The sequence below is a fragment of the Variovorax sp. 3319 genome (assembly GCF_031456585.1).
Lineage (GTDB): Bacteria > Pseudomonadota > Gammaproteobacteria > Burkholderiales > Burkholderiaceae_C > Variovorax > Variovorax paradoxus_P.
Genome location: NZ_JAVDUZ010000001.1, coordinates 833,009 through 850,498, shown reverse-complemented (window position 1 = coordinate 850,498; position 17,490 = coordinate 833,009). Strand labels below are relative to the sequence as shown.

General features: G+C 63.9%; 18 protein-coding genes. 15 read left to right on the top strand and 3 right to left on the bottom strand.

Annotated elements, in window-relative coordinates; translation table 11 throughout:
- From J2X67_RS04280 to J2X67_RS04270, 3 genes are all read right to left on the bottom strand, one after another.
- Positions 1 to 209 (bottom strand): dihydrodipicolinate synthase family protein (locus tag J2X67_RS04280; RefSeq protein WP_309950801.1); only part of this gene is annotated, 209 nt, incomplete at its 3' end.
- Between the two features lie 46 nt (positions 210 to 255).
- Complete coding sequence (locus J2X67_RS04275; protein WP_309950800.1) at positions 256 to 1,230, bottom strand: tripartite tricarboxylate transporter substrate binding protein; 975 nt, start codon at positions 1,228 to 1,230, stop codon at positions 256 to 258.
- Between the two features lie 81 nt (positions 1,231 to 1,311).
- Entirely contained in the window at positions 1,312 to 2,127 is an 816-nt protein-coding gene (locus J2X67_RS04270; RefSeq protein WP_309950846.1) for a FadR/GntR family transcriptional regulator, read from the bottom strand.
- A 175-nt stretch (positions 2,128 to 2,302) separates the two neighbouring features.
- Here J2X67_RS04270 and J2X67_RS04265 point away from each other — a divergent pair, with 175 nt between their 5' ends.
- The 15 genes from J2X67_RS04265 to dnaK all read left to right on the top strand — a co-directional run bounded on the left by J2X67_RS04265 (position 2,303) and on the right by dnaK (position 17,470).
- The gene (locus J2X67_RS04265) at positions 2,303 to 3,133 is read left to right on the top strand and encodes an NAD(P)-dependent oxidoreductase (protein ID WP_309950799.1); all 831 of its coding nucleotides are present in this window, start codon (positions 2,303 to 2,305) and stop codon (positions 3,131 to 3,133) included.
- An 8-nt stretch (positions 3,134 to 3,141) separates the two neighbouring features.
- Complete coding sequence (locus tag J2X67_RS04260; protein ID WP_309950798.1) at positions 3,142 to 4,041, top strand: SMP-30/gluconolactonase/LRE family protein; 900 nt, start codon at positions 3,142 to 3,144, stop codon at positions 4,039 to 4,041.
- A gap of 35 nt (positions 4,042 to 4,076) precedes the next feature.
- Complete coding sequence (locus J2X67_RS04255; RefSeq protein ID WP_309950797.1) at positions 4,077 to 5,045, top strand: TRAP transporter substrate-binding protein; 969 nt, start codon at positions 4,077 to 4,079, stop codon at positions 5,043 to 5,045.
- Between the two features lie 201 nt (positions 5,046 to 5,246).
- A complete protein-coding gene (locus J2X67_RS04250) occupies positions 5,247 to 5,693 on the top strand; it encodes a TRAP transporter small permease (RefSeq protein ID WP_309950845.1) in 447 nt (148 codons plus the stop codon).
- A complete protein-coding gene (locus tag J2X67_RS04245) occupies positions 5,684 to 6,982 on the top strand; it encodes a TRAP transporter large permease (protein ID WP_309950794.1) in 1,299 nt (432 codons plus the stop codon). The genes J2X67_RS04250 and J2X67_RS04245 overlap by 10 nt, the downstream gene beginning before the upstream one ends.
- A 34-nt stretch (positions 6,983 to 7,016) precedes the next feature.
- Complete coding sequence (garD, locus tag J2X67_RS04240) at positions 7,017 to 8,624, top strand: galactarate dehydratase (protein ID WP_309950792.1); 1,608 nt, start codon at positions 7,017 to 7,019, stop codon at positions 8,622 to 8,624.
- A gap of 31 nt (positions 8,625 to 8,655) precedes the next feature.
- Positions 8,656 to 9,417, top strand: coding sequence for a glucose 1-dehydrogenase (locus tag J2X67_RS04235; protein ID WP_309950790.1), 762 nt, complete (start codon positions 8,656 to 8,658; stop codon positions 9,415 to 9,417).
- A gap of 70 nt (positions 9,418 to 9,487) precedes the next feature.
- Positions 9,488 to 10,474, top strand: coding sequence for a tripartite tricarboxylate transporter substrate binding protein (locus tag J2X67_RS04230; RefSeq protein WP_309950788.1), 987 nt, complete (start codon positions 9,488 to 9,490; stop codon positions 10,472 to 10,474).
- Entirely contained in the window at positions 10,471 to 11,571 is a 1,101-nt protein-coding gene (locus J2X67_RS04225; protein WP_309950786.1) for a beta-propeller fold lactonase family protein, read from the top strand. Before J2X67_RS04230 ends, J2X67_RS04225 begins: the two co-directional genes overlap by 4 nt.
- Positions 11,572 to 11,609: 38 nt before the next feature.
- Positions 11,610 to 12,602, top strand: a complete 993-nt coding sequence (locus J2X67_RS04220) for a tripartite tricarboxylate transporter substrate binding protein (protein ID WP_309950784.1) — start codon at positions 11,610 to 11,612, stop codon at positions 12,600 to 12,602.
- 149 nt (positions 12,603 to 12,751) lie between these two features.
- Entirely contained in the window at positions 12,752 to 13,603 is an 852-nt protein-coding gene (gene asd, locus J2X67_RS04215) for an archaetidylserine decarboxylase (RefSeq protein ID WP_309950783.1), read from the top strand.
- A 177-nt stretch (positions 13,604 to 13,780) separates the two neighbouring features.
- Positions 13,781 to 14,239, top strand: a complete 459-nt coding sequence (locus tag J2X67_RS04210; protein WP_309950780.1) for a helix-turn-helix domain-containing protein — start codon at positions 13,781 to 13,783, stop codon at positions 14,237 to 14,239.
- Positions 14,240 to 14,333: 94 nt separating this feature from the next.
- Complete coding sequence (locus tag J2X67_RS04205) at positions 14,334 to 14,684, top strand: FKBP-type peptidyl-prolyl cis-trans isomerase (RefSeq protein WP_012746856.1); 351 nt, start codon at positions 14,334 to 14,336, stop codon at positions 14,682 to 14,684.
- Between the two features lie 155 nt (positions 14,685 to 14,839).
- Positions 14,840 to 15,415: a nucleotide exchange factor GrpE gene (grpE, locus tag J2X67_RS04200; RefSeq protein ID WP_309950778.1), complete on the top strand. Its 576-nt coding sequence runs from the start codon at positions 14,840 to 14,842 to the stop codon at positions 15,413 to 15,415.
- Between the two features lie 117 nt (positions 15,416 to 15,532).
- A complete protein-coding gene (gene dnaK, locus J2X67_RS04195) occupies positions 15,533 to 17,470 on the top strand; it encodes a molecular chaperone DnaK (protein WP_309950775.1) in 1,938 nt (645 codons plus the stop codon).
- Positions 17,471 to 17,490: the final 20 nt, after the last annotated feature.

Sequence of the window (17,490 nt, the reverse complement as noted above, 5' to 3'; positions counted from 1 at the left end):
TTGATGATGCCGGGGTACTCGTCGCCCGTCAGCGAGAAGAACTCACCCGTGCCGCCGGCCGCGAACAGCGCGCTTGCGCCGTAGGGAGCAAGCCATTCGAGACGCTTCTCGTAGCTGCTCTTGTTGAAGTCTCCGTTCGCGTCGAAGTCGGTCAACGGGAACGAGAGCAGGCCGGAGCCCATGATGGATTTGAGTTCTTGAGGGTTCATCGAGGCACCAATGAGAGTGAGTTGAAAAATGAATCGGGAGAGGCAGTCAGTCCAGCTTGATGCCGGCGTCGGCAACCACCTTGGCCCAACGCGCGCGCTCCTTGCCGAAGAACTGCTCTTCTTCGGCCGGCGCCATGGTCACGACTTCGGCGCCCTGCCCTGCAAGGCGCGAGCGGATGTCGGCCGCGCGGATGACGGTGATCAGCTCTTTGTTGAGACGCTGGACAATGGCGTCGGGCGTGCCCCTGGCAACCCGTACGCCCTGCCACGTGCCGGACTCGAAACCGGCAATGCCCTGCTCCGCAATGGTGGGCACTTCGCCGATGAGCGGCATGCGCGTCGACTTGGAAACGCCGAGCACCTTGAGCTTGCCGCTTTGAACGTGCGGCAGGGTGGCGAGCATGCCGTTCATCAGAATCTGGGTTTGACCCGCAACGGTGTCTTGCACCGCTTGCACGCCGCCCTTGTAGGGCACGTATTGCCAGCGCGCGCCGCTGGCACGCTCGAGCGCCACGCCGGCAAGGTGCGGCGCGCTGCCTGTGGCGGTCACCGCAAAATTGATTTCCGACTTCTTCGACAGTGCGACCAGTTCCTTCAGGTTGTTGGCCTGAACCGATGGGTGCACCACCAGCAGATGGGGCGAATAGGCCAGCATGGTCACGCCGCGCAGGTCCTTCGAAGGATCGAACGACAGCTTGGTATAGACGGAGGGGCTGATGGCGAGTGCGCCCACGTCGCACAGCAAGAGCGTGTAGCCATCGGGCTTGGACTTGGCGACGTAGTCGGCGCCGAGGTTGCCGTTGGCACCGGGCTTGTTCTCTACGATGACTGGCTGGCCAAGCGCCTCGGACAGCGGCTGGCTGATGGAGCGGGCGATGATGTCGGACGAACCACCCGGCGGATACGGCACAACAATGCGCACGGGCTTCGTGGGCCAGGCGTCCGCCGCATGTGCGCCGCTGGCTGCAAGCACCCCGCCGCCAAGGGCGCCGAGCACCAGATCACGTCTTTTCAAGCTCATTCAAGTCTCCTGCTGGTTTGTGTTGTCAGTCATCGTACAACCATAAATAACAATTGTCCACCTTCCCGACCGAAATTTCGATCAGGAAGCCGCCGAGGGTGCTGCAGGTGCGGTCTGCTGGGCCGCTTCTTGCGCGACGCGCAGCCGCTCACGGCTGTTGGTAAGGTGGATGCGCATGGCCGCGCGGGCAGATTCGGGATCGCGGCGCGCAATGGCCGCATAGATCTCTTCATGCTCGCGGTTGACCCGGCTCAGGTATTCGCCGCGCCGGTCGTAGTTGCGAATGGCGGTGATGCGGGTGCGCGGGATGATGGTGGTACCCAGGTGGCTCATGATGTCCGCGAAATACGGATTGCCGGTGGCCTGGGCGATCTGCAGGTGAAAGCGGAAATCGGGCGCCACGGTGTCCCCTGCCACCGCCACGTTGCGCTCAAAATCGTCGAGCGCCTGGCGCATGGCGAGCAGGTGCTCTTCGGTGCGGCGCGAGGCGGCCAGCCCGGCGGATTCGGTTTCGAGGCTGATGCGAAGCTCGAGCACCGCCAAAACGTCTACGGAGTTGGCAATGTCGGTCGAGTCGAGCCGGAACATACCCGCTGCGCGCGGCTGCAAGACGAAAGTGCCGACGCCGTGATGTGTTTCGACCAGCCCCGCGGCCTGCAGCTTCGACAGCGCTTCGCGCACCACGGTGCGGCTCACGCCGAACGACTTCATGATGGCCGATTCGGTGGGCAGCTTGTCGCCAGGGCGCAGCGACTGGTTGCGGATTTTTTCGCCCAGGTCTTCCACCAGCCCATGGGCAAGGCCGCGCGGGCGCGCTCGCCCCACAAAGGAGCCGCCGCCGGAGACTTCCGCCTTCGCGGGGGATATTGAGGGATTACCCGTAGCCGTTTGGACCATGGTCAAGATAATAATCCCCTATTAGTTGTACGACAACAGATAACTTATCACTCCAGCCCTCCGTTAGCGCCGCTCTATCCATCGGCCGGTTATTTGGACTGACCTCCCATACCGGCTGAGTTTCCCAGCCGCCGCCCCCTGACCGTCCAGACCAATCCATCACGCGCCAACAAACATGTCGACGTCCTCACAAGTTTCAAACAACAAGCTCCACCGGATTCTGCTCACCGGCGCGGCCGGCGGCCTGGGCAAGGTACTGCGCGAACGCCTGCGCCCCTACGCCGAGATCCTGCGCCTTTCCGACATTGCCGCGGCCGCGCCTTCCGAGGGTGCGCACGAAGAGGTAGTGCCCTGCGACCTTTCCGACAAGGCCGCAGTGCATGCGCTGGTCGAGGGCTGCGACGCCATCGTGCACCTGGGCGGCGTGTCGGTCGAGCGTCCGTTCGAAGAGATTCTCGAAGCCAACATCAAGGGCGTGTTCCACATCTACGAGGCCGCCCGCCGCCATGGCGTGAAGCGGGTGGTGTTCGCAAGCTCGAACCACGTGATCGGCTTCTATAAACAGAGCGAGCACCTCGACGCCAACGTCGCCCGCCGGCCCGACGGTTACTACGGCCTCTCCAAGTCGTTCGGCGAAGACGTGGCGCAGTTCTATTTCGACCGCTACGGCATCGAAACCGTGAGCATCCGCATCGGCTCCTCGTTTCCCGAGCCGCTCAACCGCCGGATGATGAGCACCTGGCTCAGCTACCGCGACCTCACCACACTGATCGAGAAGTCGCTCTTCACGCCTGACGTGAAGCACACCGTCGTCTACGGCATGTCGGCCAACCGCGATGTGTGGTGGGACAACAGCGCAGCCGCGCACCTGGGTTTCGTGCCGCAAGACACGTCCGAAGTGTTCCGCGACAAGGTCGAGGCCCAGCCGCCCGTGGCGCCGACCGACCCGAACGCCATCTACCAGGGCGGCGCCTTCACGGCGCAAGGCCCGTTCGGCGACCAATGACAGCCGGCATGCAAGCAGAACTCGTTCTCGACGTGCAGTGCGCAACCGGCGAAAGCCCGGTCTGGCGCGCGGACGAGCAAGCGCTCTATTGGGTCGATATTCCGGCGAGGCGCCTGCACCGCTGGCACGCCCCCACGGGCGAACACAGCCGCTGGACGGGCGACGAAATGCTGGCCTGCATAGCGCCGCGCGCGGGGCACCCGGGTGAATGGATCGCCGGCATGGAAAGCGGGCTGTTCGCCATTGCGCCGCGCACCGACGGCACCCTTGCCGCGAGTTCCGTCGCCAGCGCAGCCCATGCCGAGCACGGCATGCGCTTCAACGACGGCCGCTGCGACCGCCAGGGCCGTTTCTGGGCCGGCACCATGCAGATGGACATGGCGGCCGCACACGAGGTTGGCCGCGTCTACCGCTACCAGGCCGACCTGAACGCCGGCGCGGCGCTGCGCCCGCAGTTCGAGCAAATGATTGTTCCGAACGGCCTCGCCTTCAGCCCCGATGGCAAGACCATGTACCTTTCCGATTCGCATCCGCTGGTTCAAACCATCTGGGCTTTCGACTACGACACCGATACCGGCACGCCGCATGGCCGGCGCGTGTTCGTCGACATGAAGCCGCTGCCTGGGCGGCCCGACGGCGCCGCTGTCGATGCCGACGGCTGCTACTGGATCTGCGGCAACGACGCGGGTCTGGTGCACCGCTTCACGCCCGACGGAAAACTCGACCGCTCGCTCGAGGTGCCCGTCAAGAAGCCCGCCATGTGCGCCTTCGGCGGCGCCCAGCTCGACACGCTCTTCGTGACATCGATCCGCCCCGGAGGCGATTTGTCCGACCAGCCGCTGGCGGGCGGCGTTTTTGCGCTGCGTCCTGGCGTCAAGGGTCTGCCGGAACCCGAATGCCGTTTCTGATTGCCTTTTAACCACCAACCCGAAGAGGAAGACAAATGAAATACAACCGCCACCTGATTGCACTGGCCGCCAGCCTCTGCGCCATGGCTGCAGGCGCCGTCGAGTTCCGCTCGGCCGACGTGCACAACAGCGACGACTACCCCACCGTCGCAGCCGTCAAGCACATGAGCGAGCTGCTCGAAAAGCGCAGCAACGGCAAGTACAAGATCAAGGTGTTCAACAAGAGCGCGCTCGGCAGCGAGAAGGAAACGCTCGACCAGGTCAAGATCGGCGCGCTCGAGATGAACCGCGTCAACATCAGCGCGCTGAACTCGATCTGCCCCAAGACGCTGGTGCCGACGATGCCTTTCCTGTTCGACTCGATCGCCCACATGCGCAAGTCGCTCGATGGTCCGGTGGGCGAAGAAATCCTGAAGGGCTGCGAGCACGAAGGCCTGGTTGGCCTGGCGTTCTATGACAGCGGCGCCCGCTCGATCTACGCCAAGAAGCCGGTCAAGACGCTGGCCGATGCCAAGGGCCTGAAGATCCGCGTGCAGCAGTCCGACCTGTGGGTTGCCCTGGTAAGCGCCATGGGCGCGAACGCCACGCCAATGCCTGCCGGCGAGGTGTTCACCGCGCTCAAGACCGGTCTTATCGATGCAGCGGAAAACAACATTCCTTCGTACGACGGCTTCAAGCACTACGAAGCAGTGAAGTTCTACTCGCGCACAGAACACTCCATGGCGCCTGAAATGCTCGTGATGTCCAAGGCCATCTACGACAAGCTGCCCAAGGCCGACCAAGACCTGTTCCGCGCCACGGCCAAGGAATCGGTGGCGTTCCAGCGCAAGAAGTGGGACGAGCAGGAAGCCAAGTCGCTCGAAGTGGTGACCAAGGGCGGCGCCCAGATCGTCGCCGATGTGGACAAGGCATCGTTCCGCTCGGCGATGACCCCGGTCTACACCAAGTTCATCTCCACGCCTGATCTGCAGCGCCTCGTCAAGGCCGTTCAAGACAACAAATAACGTGCCCCGGCCCTCCCTCCCACAGAGGGAGGGCCTCTTTCCATATTCAGGGAAATTCCCATGACACTTACCGTCCCCGCGGTAGACACGATGGCAACTGGCGTGCCCGTCGAGCTCGAAGACCTTGTCAATCCTGATGGACGTCCGCCGTCCAATCACGCCTATTCGCGCTTTTGCGCTTTTCTCTCCAAGGCAAGCCTCATGCTCGCCGTTGCGATGCTCATCACGATCATCGTGTGCGTCCAATACCAGGTGATTGGCCGCTACGTTTTCAACGACACGCCTACGTGGGCCGAAGGGCTCGCGCTTCAACTGGTGCTGTACGTCACTGCGCTCGGCGTTGCCGTCGGCGTGCGGGATGCCGGCCACATCGGGCTCGACTCGCTGGTGGTGCTGCTGCCCGAATCGATCCGCCTGAAGATCGAAATACTGATTCATGCGCTGGTTGCGCTCTTCGGCGCAATCATGACCTGGAGCGGCTGGGTCTGGACCACGCTCAAGTGGAGCGACATCAAGCCCATGATGGGCATTCCGGTCGGTCTCGACTACCTGGCCCTGGTGATTGCGGGGCTCCTGATCGTGCTTTTTTCGATTGAACATATCGTCGCCCTCCTGCGCGACGAAGAAGTGGTGCCAGCGTGGAACTGACTGTCCTTTCCCTTGTTTTCCTGGCACTGCTGGTGCTGGGCGTGCCGGTCGCTTTCTCGATCGGCCTTGCCTCCGTTGCCACGGTACTCTATGCGGGCCTGCCCGTTGCCGTGGTGTTCCAGAAGATGGTCGGCGGCATGCAGGTGTTTTCCTTCCTGGCCATTCCGTTCTTCGTGTTCGCCGGCGAGCTGATGCTCTACGGCGGCATCGCACAGCGCATCGTTCGTTTTGCCAACAGCCTGGTGGGCCATGTGCGCGGCGGCCTGGGCATGAGCAACGTGATCGGCTGCACGCTGTTCGGCGGCGTGGCCGGTTCGCCGGTGGCCGACGTCTCGGCCATGGGCTCGGTGATGATTCCGCTCATGAAGAAGGAAGGCTACGACGCCGACTACGCGGTCAACGTCACAACGCACGCTGCCCTTGTGGGTGCGCTGATGCCCACCTCGCACAACCTCATCATCTTCACGCTCGCAACCACCGGCATTGCCTCGGTCAGCGTGTTGAGCCTGATTCTCGCGGGCCTGATTCCCGCGCTGATTCTCACGTTGTGCAACCTGGGCGCCGCCTACTACGTGGCCATTCGCCGCGGCTATCCGATCCGCGGCGCGTTCCCGGGCTGGGGCGAAGTACTCTCGGCTTTCATTGGCGCACTGCCGGGGCTGATGATCGTGGCGATCATTCTTGTCGGCATTCTGTCGGGCGTTTTCACTGCAACCGAGTCGGCCGCGACCGCCGTGTTGTGGGCACTGGGCGTCACGGTGTTCGTGTACCGGTCGCTCAGCCGCAAGGACTTCTTCAAGGCCTGCGCCAAGGCTTGCAAGACCACCGGCGTGGTGCTGCTGCTCATCGGCATTTCCTCGGCCTTCGGCTACTTCATGGCCCTGTACGAAGTGCCGCAGAAGACCGGTGAGCTCATGACCAGCGTCTCCAGCGATCCGTGGGTCATCTTCCTGATGATCAACGTGCTGCTGTTCGTGCTGGGCACGTTCCTGGACATGGCTGCCACCATCCTGATCTGCACGCCCATCTTCCTGCCCATTGCCATGCAGTTCGGCATGAGCCCCGTGCAGTTCGGCATTGTCATGCTGATCAATTGCGCGCTCGGCCTCAACACGCCGCCGGTAGGCACAACCCAGTTCATAGGCTGTGCAATCGGAGGGGTATCGGTCGGGCAGGTGATGCGGTCCATCTGGCCGTTCTATGGTGCTCTTTTGATCTGTCTGATGCTCGTGACCTACGTGCCGGCGTTCTCGATGTGGCTGCCCGACCTCATCAACTCGGTGAAGTAACAGCAAAGACCCGCAACGCGAATTTCGTTTTCCGATGGCCGACTCACCACTTCCCTCTTCCCCGGCGGCGCGTCCGCCGCACCGCATCCACATGCACGCGGCGGACAACGTCGCCATCGTTGCCAACGACGGAGGGCTGAAGGCCGGTGCCACGTTTGCCGACGGCCTTGTGCTGGTGGACAACGTGCCGCAGGGCCACAAGGTCGCGCTGGTCGACCTGGCCGAGGGCGACGCCGTGTTGCGCTACAACGTGGTCATCGGCTATGCGCTGAAGGCCATTCCGCGCGGCAGCTGGGTGCACGAGCGGCTGCTGAAGATGCCCGAAGCGCGCGAGCTCGACGGCCTGCCGATCGCCACGGTCAAGCCGCCCGCGCAACCACCGCTCGAGGGCTACACCTTCGAGGGCTACCGCAACCTCGATGGATCGGTAGGCACGCGCAACATCCTCGCAATTACGCAAACCGTGCAATGCGTGGCGGGCGTGGTCGACTTTGCGGTGCAGCGCATCAAGGCCGAGCTGCTGCCGAAGTACCCCAACGTGGACGACGTGGTGGGTTTGTCCCACAGCTACGGCTGCGGCGTGGCCATCGATGCACCCGATGCGGTCATCCCGATTCGCACGCTGCGCAACATCAGCCTCAACCCGAATTTCGGCGGCGAGGTGATGGTCATCAGCCTGGGCTGCGAAAAGCTGCAGCCCGAACGCCTGTTGCCGCCCGGCACCATTCCGCTGGTGGACGAACGCAATGTGGCCGACATCGGTGAGACGGCCAATGCCAAGCTCGACGTGGTGTGCCTGCAGGACGATGCGCACGTCGGCTTCATGTCGATGATCGATTCGATCATGCGGCAGGCCGAAGAACACCTGGAGCGGCTGAATGCCCGCAGGCGCGAAACCGTGCCGGCAAGCGAACTGGTGGTGGGCGTGCAGTGCGGCGGCAGCGATGCTTTCTCGGGCGTCACGGCCAACCCTGCCGTCGGCTTTTGCACCGACCTGCTGGTGCGTGCCGGCGCCACGGTCATGTTCTCGGAAGTGACCGAGGTGCGCGACGGCATCGACCAGCTCACCTCGCGCGCAACCACGCCTGAAGTGGCTGAAGCCATGATCCGCGAGATGGCCTGGTACGACGCCTACCTGGACCGCGGCCGCGTCGACCGCAGCGCCAACACCACGCCGGGCAACAAGAAGGGCGGGCTCTCGAACATCGTCGAAAAGGCCATGGGGTCGATCGTGAAGAGCGGCAGCGCGCCAATCTCCGGCGTTGTGTCGCCGGGTGAGAAAGCCAGGCAAAAAGGCCTGCTCTACGCAGCCACCCCCGCCAGCGACTTCATCTGCGGCACGCTGCAGCTGGCCGCCGGCATGAACCTGCATGTGTTCACCACCGGCCGCGGCACGCCCTACGGCCTGGCCGAAGTGCCGGTCATCAAGGTGGCCACGCGCAGCGACCTTGCGCGCCGATGGCACGACCTGATGGACGTGAACGCAGGCCGGATCGCCGATGGCGACGCCACCATCGAAGACGTGGGCTGGGAGATGTTCCGACTGATGCTCGACGTGGCCAGCGGCAAAAAGAAAACCTGGGCCGAACAGTGGAAGCTGCACAACGCGCTGGTGCTGTTCAACCCGGCCCCCGTGACCTGACTTCATTCGACGATCTCGAAAGGAAACATCCATGGAAGACCTCAAAGGCAAGACAGCGCTCGTTACCGGCGCCAGCACCGGCATTGGTGCTGCAGTCGCCATTGCGTTCGCGGCCCGCGGCATGCGCGTGGCGGTGCACTACAACAGCTCCGCCGACGCGGCCAACCAGGTCGTCGAGACCATTCGCAAGGCCGGCGGCGACGCCTTCGCGTTGCAGGGCGACGTGCTCGACACCGCCGCCATCCGCGAATGCGTCAAGCAAACGGCCGCGCAGTTCGGCCGCATCGACGTGCTGGTCAACAACGCAGGCAGCCTGGTAAAGCGCGTGCCCATTGCCGAGTTCGACGATGCACTGTTCGACGAGGTGATGCACATCAACGCGCGCTCGGTGCTCGCGTTTGCGCGCGAGGTGGTGCCGCTCATGCGCACTCACGGCGGCGGCAACATCATCAACGTGACCTCGGTTGCGGCACGCACCGGCGGAGGCCCCGGCGCCTACCTGTATGCGGGCTCCAAGGGCTTTGTCAGCACGGCGACGCACGGGCTCGCCCGTGAGCTCGTCGGCGACAAGATCCGCGTGAACGCGGTCGCGCCCGGCGTCATTCAGACCCCCTTCCAGGACCGCTTCTCGACGCCCGCAATGCTCGAGTCGTTCCGCGCCGGCATTCCAATGGGCCGCATCGGCACACCGGACGAATGCGTGGGCGCCTTTCTCTATCTGGCTTCGGAGCAGCTTTCGGGCTATGTGACGGGCCAGGTCATCGAAGTCAACGGCGGGCAGTACATGCCCTGACGCAAGAGCGCCCTTCCAGCCTTTTCTCGAGGCTCTGCCGAACCAAGATCAATAACGGAGACAACAACCAATGAGAAGAAGCAGATTCCTGCGCGGCCTGGCCGCCCTTTCGGCGACGGCAAGCCTCTCGCTCGGCTACGCGGCACTGGCCGGGGCCCAGAGCAACAGCAACAACTTTCCGAACCACGCCATCGAACTGCTGGTGCCCTACCAGCCGGGCGGCGGCACGGACGGCCTAGCGCGCGCGTTTTCGGAGGCCAGCCGCAAGCACACGTCGCAGAGCATCGTGATCGTCAACCGCCCCGGTGCAGGTGGTGCCATCGGCTGGACCGAGGTAATCAACTCCCGGCCCGACGGCTACAAGCTCGCCGTGCTGACGGTGGAACTGCTCACGCTGCCGCACCTCGGACTGGCCAAGTTCAACTACGACGACTTCCAGCCGATTGCGCAGCTCAACGCCGACCCCGCCGCCATCACCGTCAAGGCCGATGCGCCGTGGAACACGATCGAAGAATTCCTGGCGGCTGCAAAGAAGTCGCCTGAAAGCGTGCGCGTCGGCAACTCGGGCAACGGCTCCATCTGGCACCTGGCCGCGGCTGCGCTCGAAGACAAGACCGGCACCAGGTTCGGCCACATTCCTTTCCAAGGTGCGGCGCCCGCGGTGCTGGCGCTCCTGGGCGGCCACATCGAGGCAGTGGCGGTGAGCCCTGCCGAGGTGACGACGCATGTGCAGTCAGGCAAGCTCAAGGTGCTGATGGTCATGGCAGACAAGCGCGTGAAGGGCTTCGACAACGTGCCCACCGCCAAGGAGCGCGGCATCGACCTGTCGATCGGCACATGGCGCGGCCTTGGCGCACCCAAGAACACGCCGCCTGAAGTAATGGCAAAGCTGCGCGAGATCACGGCCAAGACGGCCGCCGAGCCGCTCATGCATGAGGTGATGGACAAGCAGAACCTCGGCTATGTCTACACCGATGGCGCGGTGTTCAAGGAAACGCTGGCTAAGGACAACGCGTACTTCAAGGCGTTGATCGCCAAGCTGAACATCAAGCCATGAAGCGCCGCACTCCCCTCACCCCCCTTTTCCGCGCTGTGCGCGCGGCATTCGCGCTGCTGTCGGTTGCTGCGGCGAGCCACGCCTTTGCCGGCACCTGGGTCTATGTGTCCAACGCCGACAGCCAGGAGGTTTCGGTGCTCGAGCTGGACCGCGCCGCTGGCGTGCTCAAGCCGGTGCAGGCACTGAATGTCGGCGGCACGGTAATGCCCATGGTGGTAAGCCCCGACAAGCGCGTGCTGCATGCCGCACTTCGCTCGCAGCCGTTCCGCGTGGTCAGCATGTCGATCGATCCGGCCACCGGCAAGCTGCAAAAAATCGGCGAGGCGCCTCTGGCCGACAGCATGGCCAACATCGATCTCGACGCGAGCGGCAAATGGCTCTTTGCGGCCTCTTACCAGGGCGGCAAGATCTCGGTCAACGCCATCGGCAAGGACGGCGCGGCGGGCGCAATCCAGCAACTGGTGCAGACCGGCCCGAATGCGCACGCGATTCACGCGGACGCGAGCAACCGCTTCGTGCTTGCCACCAGCCTGGGCGGCGACAACGTGTCCAGCTGGCGCTTCGACGCGGAGAAGGGGCTCTTGTCGGCCAACGATCCGCCGCTGACCATGGCCGCCGCGAAGTCGGGCCCGCGCCACTTTGTCTGGGACAAGGCGCAGCGCCGCGTCTACCTGCTGAACGAACTCGATGCGAGCCTGCACGTGTACGCCTGGGACGCCGCGCGCGGCACGCTCAAGCTCGAACAAAGCACTACCACCCTGCCGGCCGGATTCACCGGCAAGCCCTGGGCGGCCGACCTGCACCTGACGCCGGACGGGCGCTTTCTGTACGCGTCGGAGCGCACCTCGAGCACGCTTTCGGCTTTCAGGGTGGATGCCTCCACCGGACAGCTGACGCCGCTCGGCCAGACACCCACCGAGAAAACGCCGCGCGGCTTTGCCATCGATTCGAGCGGCCGCTACCTGATTGCCGCCGGGCAGGAATCGCACAGCGTTGCGCTGTACGCCATCGATTCCGCCACCGGCGCACTGGGCCAGCCTTCGCGCATTGCCGTGGGCAAGAACCCGAACTGGATCGAAATCGTCGATACGCCGTAACGACGAGACCGAACATCATCATCAAAGGAGATATCGCCATGCAACGCCGAACACTGATTCGCACCGCCCTCGCCTCTTCGCTCGCCGCGAGCCTGCCTGCTTTCGCGCAGGGCCCGGGCAACTGGCCCACGGGCAAAGCCATTACCTACTTGGTGCCGTTTCCCGCTGGCGGCACCACCGACGTGCTGGCCCGCCTGATCGGCCAGAAGCTCGGTACGGTGCTGGGCACGAGCGTGATCGTCGACAACAAGGGCGGTGCCGGCGGCAGCGTGGGCTCCGAAATCGGCGCGCGCGCGGCACCCGACGGCTTCACGATGGTGGGCGGCACCATCAGCTCGCATGCAATCAACATCAGCCTGTATCCGAAGCTCGGCTACGACCCGCAGAAGTCTTTCGCGCCGGTTACGCTCATCGGCACCAACCCGCTGGTGCTGGTGGTAAACCAGGCGAGCCCCTACAAGACCCTGAAGGACGTGCTCGAAGCAAGCAAGACGAAGTCGGGCGGCTTGTCGTCGGCATCGGCCGGCACGGGCACCTCGCAGCACCTGTCGCTCGAACTGCTGGCGTTCAAGTCGGGCGTCAAGTTCACGCACATTCCCTACAAGGGGAGCGGCCCGGCCATCCAGGACGTGATCGGCGGCCAGGTGGACATGATGTTCGACACCACCGTGGTAGCAGGCCCGCACGTGCAAAGCGGCAAGCTGCGCGCCATTGCCGTGACGTCTGCCAAGCGCCTGGCTTCGATGCCCGACGTGCCCACTGTTGCAGAGTCGGGCATTGCGGGGCTGCAAGACTTCGAGGTGCTGTCGTGGCAGGCGATCTTCGTGCCCGCCGGCACGCCGGCCCCCATCGTCGACCGCCTGCATACCGAGATCCGCAAGATTCTTGCAACGCCTGAAATGCAGGAAAAGCTCAAGGGCTTCGGCATGGAGCCCGCCGACCTGACCACGCCAAAGATCGCGGCCTTCCAGAAGGCCGAGGTCGAGAAGTGGGCACAGGTGATCAAGGCGGCCGGCATCAAGGCCGACTGATATTGCGCACGGGGGGCGGCGTGCAACCGCCCCTGCTGTGCGCGACGTGGCCGGGCCGCATACAAGGGAAGCTTCCTACGTGCGGGCGCCGGGCGCCTTTATAGAATGCCCCTCCGATTTGCATTCCAGGCCTCACCGGCCATTCACACGTGTCCGACCGCTCAGCCGTACTGCACCAATACCTGTTTCCCAAGCAGGCACTGACAAATTTTGCCGGCTGGGTCGCAGGCAAGGAACGCGGCGCCGTCACCACGTGGATCATCCGGCGCTTTGTTGCCAAGTATGGTGTCGACATGGGCGAAGCGCTCGAGTCCGACATCAACCACTACAAGAGCTTCAACCAGTTTTTTACGCGCGCGCTCAAGCCCGGCGTGCGGCCCCTGGCCGACGCCGACCTGGTGTGTCCGGTGGATGGCGCAATCAGCCAGTTTGGCGCCATCGAGGGCGACCAGATCTTCCAGGCCAAGGGCCACAACTACACGACCACCGCGCTGGTCGGCGGCGACTCGACGCTGGCGGCCCGCTTCGCGCACGGCAGCTTCGCAACGCTTTACCTGAGCCCCCGGGACTACCACCGCATCCACATGCCGTGCGACGGCCGGTTGCTGCGCATGATCTACGTGCCCGGCGACCTGTTCTCGGTGAATCCTGCAACCGCGCGCGGCGTGCCCGGCCTGTTTGCGCGCAATGAGCGGGTGGTGTGCGTTTTCGAAACCGGGCGCGGCCCCTTCGTGCTGGTGCTGGTGGGCGCCACCATCGTCGGCAGCATGGCCACCGTGTGGCACGGCGTGGTCAATCCGCCGCGCGGAGGCGAGCTGCGCGAATGGAACTACGACGACCAGGACATCGTGCTCAAGAAGGGCGACGAAATGGGCCGCTTTTTGCTCGGCTCCACCGTGGTCATGCTGTTTCCGGCGCCTGCGCTGGTGTTCAACCCCGATTGGTCGCCCACCCGCGCCGTTCGCTTGGGCGAAGCCATGGCCGACGTTGTCAATTTGTGAGGCTTTGTCTCAGAGCCCGCGTGCCGTATGCACCCGTAGCTATAAAACTAGTAGCATCCTGATCCTTGCGCTATAGTCGCCGACCAACGAGCGGCCATAGCAAGCCAACAAGAACGCGAGCACCCGGCCCTGCCGCCAGGATCGATGGCCCGCCCAGCCCCCGAGGAGATGATGTCGATGAGTACCAAGGAAAACGCAGCCATCAGCCAGTTGCTCGCATTGCTCGAGGCGCGCTATGCACTGCGCGTGCTCTGGGCGCTGCGCGACGGCCATGCGCAAACTTTTCGGCTGCTGCAGGACAGCGTCGGCGGCATCACTCCCAACACGCTCAATACGCGAATCAAGGAATTGCGCGAGGCTGGCCTCGTAAGCCACGGCGGCGACGGCTACAGCCTTACGGTCAGCGGGCAAGACCTGCTCAAGCGGCTGTCCGACCTGCAGGCCTTTGCGGGCAAGTGGCAATTGGGCCAGGTCAAGAAGGCGGCGGCGCCGGCCACGCCTTCGCCCTCTTCCTCCCAGGCTTCCTCGCCTGCGCCTTCAGCCCCTGTTGCGCCTCCCGGCTCCCCGGAGCCCTCGAGCCCGGCACCGTCCTCCTCTTCTTCTCCATCTACCCCGCCCGCCGACCCTGCCAATTGAGCAGGCCGGCAGAACCGGCCGGAGGCATCGGTAAACTTCTCGCCTTCGCTGATTCATCCATTCACCATCCAAAATCGACGCAAGGAGCGTTCACATGCCTACCACTCCCTCCGGCCTGCAATACGAAGATACCACCGTGGGCGACGGCGCCGAAGCCAAGGCCGGCCAACACGTGCACGTGCACTACACCGGCTGGCTCTACAACGACGGCGTGCAAGGCGCCAAGTTCGATTCGAGCCGCGACCGCAACGACCCGTTCGCGTTCTCGCTGGGCGCAGGCCAGGTCATCAAGGGCTGGGACGAAGGCGTGGCCGGCATGAAGATCGGCGGCAAGCGCACGCTGATCATTCCCGCTTCGCTGGGCTATGGCGCACGCGGCGCCGGCGGCGTGATTCCCCCCAACGCCACGCTGAAGTTCGACGTCGAACTGCTCGACGCGCACTGAGCGTCCGCGCCACCCCTTGGCAAGAAGGCCCGATTGCGGGCCTTTTTCATGCCTCCGCGGACCCTTTTGCCGCATTTTTTCGCTTGAAATGCCTCCGACCAGCCCCAAGTGGCTGGCTATCGTTTGTTTCCCGGCACACGCCGGTTCTTTGAAAAATGTCTGACCCGCAACAATCCGCACAGAATTCTCAAATGCTGCAAGGCGAGCCAAGCCCCGAAGAACTGGAGGCCGCACAGGCTGCCAACGAAGCCGAGGCGCAAGACGCACTGGCTGCAGCCCAGGGCGAGCTTGCCGCCCTGCAGACCAAGAATGCCGAACTGGCCGATCAATACCTGCGCGCGCAGGCCGACGTGCAGAACGCGCGCCGCCGTGCCGACGACGAGATCACCAAGGCACGCAAGTTTGCTGTCGAGGCCTTTGCCGAGAGCCTGCTGCCCGTGACGGACAGCCTCGAAGCCGGCCTGGCCATCAAGGACGCCACGCCCGAACAGATCCGCGAAGGCGCCGAAGCCACGCTGCGCCAGCTGAAGAGCGCGCTCGAGCGCAACAAGGTGATCGAGGTGGCTCCCGCTCCCGGCAGCAAGTTCGATCCGCACCAGCACCAGGCCATCTCGGTGGTGCCTGCGCCCGACCAGGAGCCGAACACGGTCGTGAGCGTGCTGCAAAAGGGCTACACCATCAACGAGCGCGTGCTGCGCCCGGCGCTGGTCACCGTTAGCGCGCCCAAGTAATCCGCTCTACCGATACACACGATTCCCACAGGAAATCCCCGCTTCATACCTTGAATCGCGCCGGGTTATCCACAAGTTCATAACAACATATTTTTCAGGCTTTCAGGAGTAAAGAACATGGCAAAGATCATCGGCATCGACCTCGGCACCACCAACTCGTGCGTGTCGATCATGGAAGGCAACACCACGCGTGTGATCGAGAACTCGGAAGGTGCGCGCACCACGCCGTCGATCGTGGCTTACCAGGAAGACGGCGAAGTGCTGGTCGGTGCCTCGGCCAAGCGCCAGGCGGTGACAAACCCCAAGAACACGCTGTACGCGATCAAGCGCCTGATCGGCCGCAAGTTCGAAGAAAAAGAAGTCCAGAAGGACATCGACCTGATGCCCTACACCATTGCAAAGGCCGACAACGGCGACGCATGGGTGGAAGTTCGCGGCAAGAAGATCGCGCCCCAGCAGGTGAGCGCCGACATCCTGCGCAAGATGAAGAAGACCGCCGAAGACTACCTCGGCGAAGCGGTGACCGAAGCCGTGATCACGGTGCCCGCCTATTTCAACGACGCACAGCGCCAGGCCACCAAGGACGCCGGCCGCATTGCAGGCCTGGACGTCAAGCGCATCATCAACGAGCCCACCGCTGCAGCCCTCGCCTTCGGCCTGGACAAGCAGGACAAGGGCGACCGCAAGATTGCCGTGTATGACCTGGGCGGCGGTACCTTCGACGTCTCGATCATCGAAATTGCGGACGTGGACGGCGAAAAGCAGTTCGAAGTGCTGTCGACCAACGGCGACACCTTCCTGGGCGGCGAAGACTTCGACCAGCGCATCATCGACTACATCATTGCCGAGTTCAAGAAAGAGCAAGGCGTCGACCTGAGCAAGGACGTGCTCGCGCTGCAGCGCCTGAAGGAAGCAGCCGAAAAGGCCAAGATCGAGCTGTCGAACAGCGCGCAGACGGACATCAACCTGCCCTACATCACGGCCGACGCATCGGGCCCGAAGCACCTGAACATCAAGCTCACGCGTGCCAAGCTCGAGAGCCTGGTCGACGAGCTGGTCGAGCGCACCATTGCGCCCTGCCGCCTGGCCATCAAGGACGCCGGCATCAGCGTGTCGGACATCAACGACGTGATCCTGGTCGGCGGCATGACCCGCATGCCCAAGGTGCAGGAAAAGGTGAAGGCCTTCTTCGGCAAGGAGCCGCGCAAGGACGTGAACCCCGATGAAGCCGTGGCCGTTGGCGCCGCCATCCAGGGCCAAGTGCTCTCGGGCGACCGCAAGGACGTGCTGCTGCTCGACGTGACTCCGCTGTCGCTGGGCATCGAGACCATGGGCGGCGTGATGACCAAGATGATCACGAAGAACACCACGATCCCGACGAAGTTCGCACAGACCTTCTCCACGGCAGAAGACAACCAGCCGGCCGTGACCATCAAGGTGTTCCAGGGCGAGCGCGACATTGCCGCGGGCAACAAGCTGCTCGGCGAGTTCAACCTCGAGGGCATTCCGCCGGCAGCGCGCGGCACGCCGCAGATCGAGGTGAGCTTCGACATCGACGCCAACGGCATCTTGCACGTGGGCGCCAAGGACAAGGGCACCGGCAAGGAAAACAAGATCACCATCAAGGCGAACTCGGGCCTCTCGGAAGACGAGATCCAGAAGATGGTGAAGGACGCCGAGCTCAACGCGGCCGACGACAAGAAGAAGCTCGAGATCGTGCAGGCCCGCAACCAGGGCGAAGCCATGGTGCACAGCGTGAAGAAGTCGCTCGGCGAACACGGTGCGAGCCTCGATGCCGGCGAGAAGGAAAAGATCGAAGCCGCGATCAAGGACCTGGAAGAAGCCCTGAAGGGCGAGGACAAGGCCTCGATCGAGGAAAAGACCAACACGCTGATGACCGCAAGCCAGAAGCTGGGCGAGAAGATGTATGCCGAAGCGCAAGCCGCGGCAGGCGCCGCCGGCGGCCCGGGCGCAGCCTCTGGCCCGGAAGCTGCGAGCGCACCGGCCGACGACAACGTGGTCGACGCCGAAGTCAAGGAAGTCAAGAAGGACTGATCCTCAGCCCTTCGAACAAG

Bases quoted from the DNA above. Each gene is read 5' to 3' on its own strand.
- J2X67_RS04275 (WP_309950800.1), bottom strand. From the start codon at position 1,230: ATGAGCTTGAAAAGACGTGATCTGGTGCTCGGCGCCCTTGGCGGCGGG.
- J2X67_RS04270 (WP_309950846.1), bottom strand. From the start codon at position 2,127: ATGGTCCAAACGGCTACGGGTAATCCCTCAATATCCCCCGCGAAGGCG.
- J2X67_RS04265 (WP_309950799.1), top strand. From the start codon at position 2,303: ATGTCGACGTCCTCACAAGTTTCAAACAACAAGCTCCACCGGATTCTG.
- J2X67_RS04260 (WP_309950798.1), top strand. From the start codon at position 3,142: ATGCAAGCAGAACTCGTTCTCGACGTGCAGTGCGCAACCGGCGAAAGC.
- J2X67_RS04255 (WP_309950797.1), top strand. From the start codon at position 4,077: ATGAAATACAACCGCCACCTGATTGCACTGGCCGCCAGCCTCTGCGCC.
- J2X67_RS04250 (WP_309950845.1), top strand. From the start codon at position 5,247: ATGCTCGCCGTTGCGATGCTCATCACGATCATCGTGTGCGTCCAATAC.
- garD (WP_309950792.1), top strand. From the start codon at position 7,017: ATGGCCGACTCACCACTTCCCTCTTCCCCGGCGGCGCGTCCGCCGCAC.
- J2X67_RS04235 (WP_309950790.1), top strand. From the start codon at position 8,656: ATGGAAGACCTCAAAGGCAAGACAGCGCTCGTTACCGGCGCCAGCACC.
- J2X67_RS04230 (WP_309950788.1), top strand. From the start codon at position 9,488: ATGAGAAGAAGCAGATTCCTGCGCGGCCTGGCCGCCCTTTCGGCGACG.
- J2X67_RS04225 (WP_309950786.1), top strand. From the start codon at position 10,471: ATGAAGCGCCGCACTCCCCTCACCCCCCTTTTCCGCGCTGTGCGCGCG.
- J2X67_RS04220 (WP_309950784.1), top strand. From the start codon at position 11,610: ATGCAACGCCGAACACTGATTCGCACCGCCCTCGCCTCTTCGCTCGCC.
- J2X67_RS04210 (WP_309950780.1), top strand. From the start codon at position 13,781: ATGAGTACCAAGGAAAACGCAGCCATCAGCCAGTTGCTCGCATTGCTC.
- J2X67_RS04205 (WP_012746856.1), top strand. From the start codon at position 14,334: ATGCCTACCACTCCCTCCGGCCTGCAATACGAAGATACCACCGTGGGC.
- grpE (WP_309950778.1), top strand. From the start codon at position 14,840: ATGTCTGACCCGCAACAATCCGCACAGAATTCTCAAATGCTGCAAGGC.
- dnaK (WP_309950775.1), top strand. From the start codon at position 15,533: ATGGCAAAGATCATCGGCATCGACCTCGGCACCACCAACTCGTGCGTG.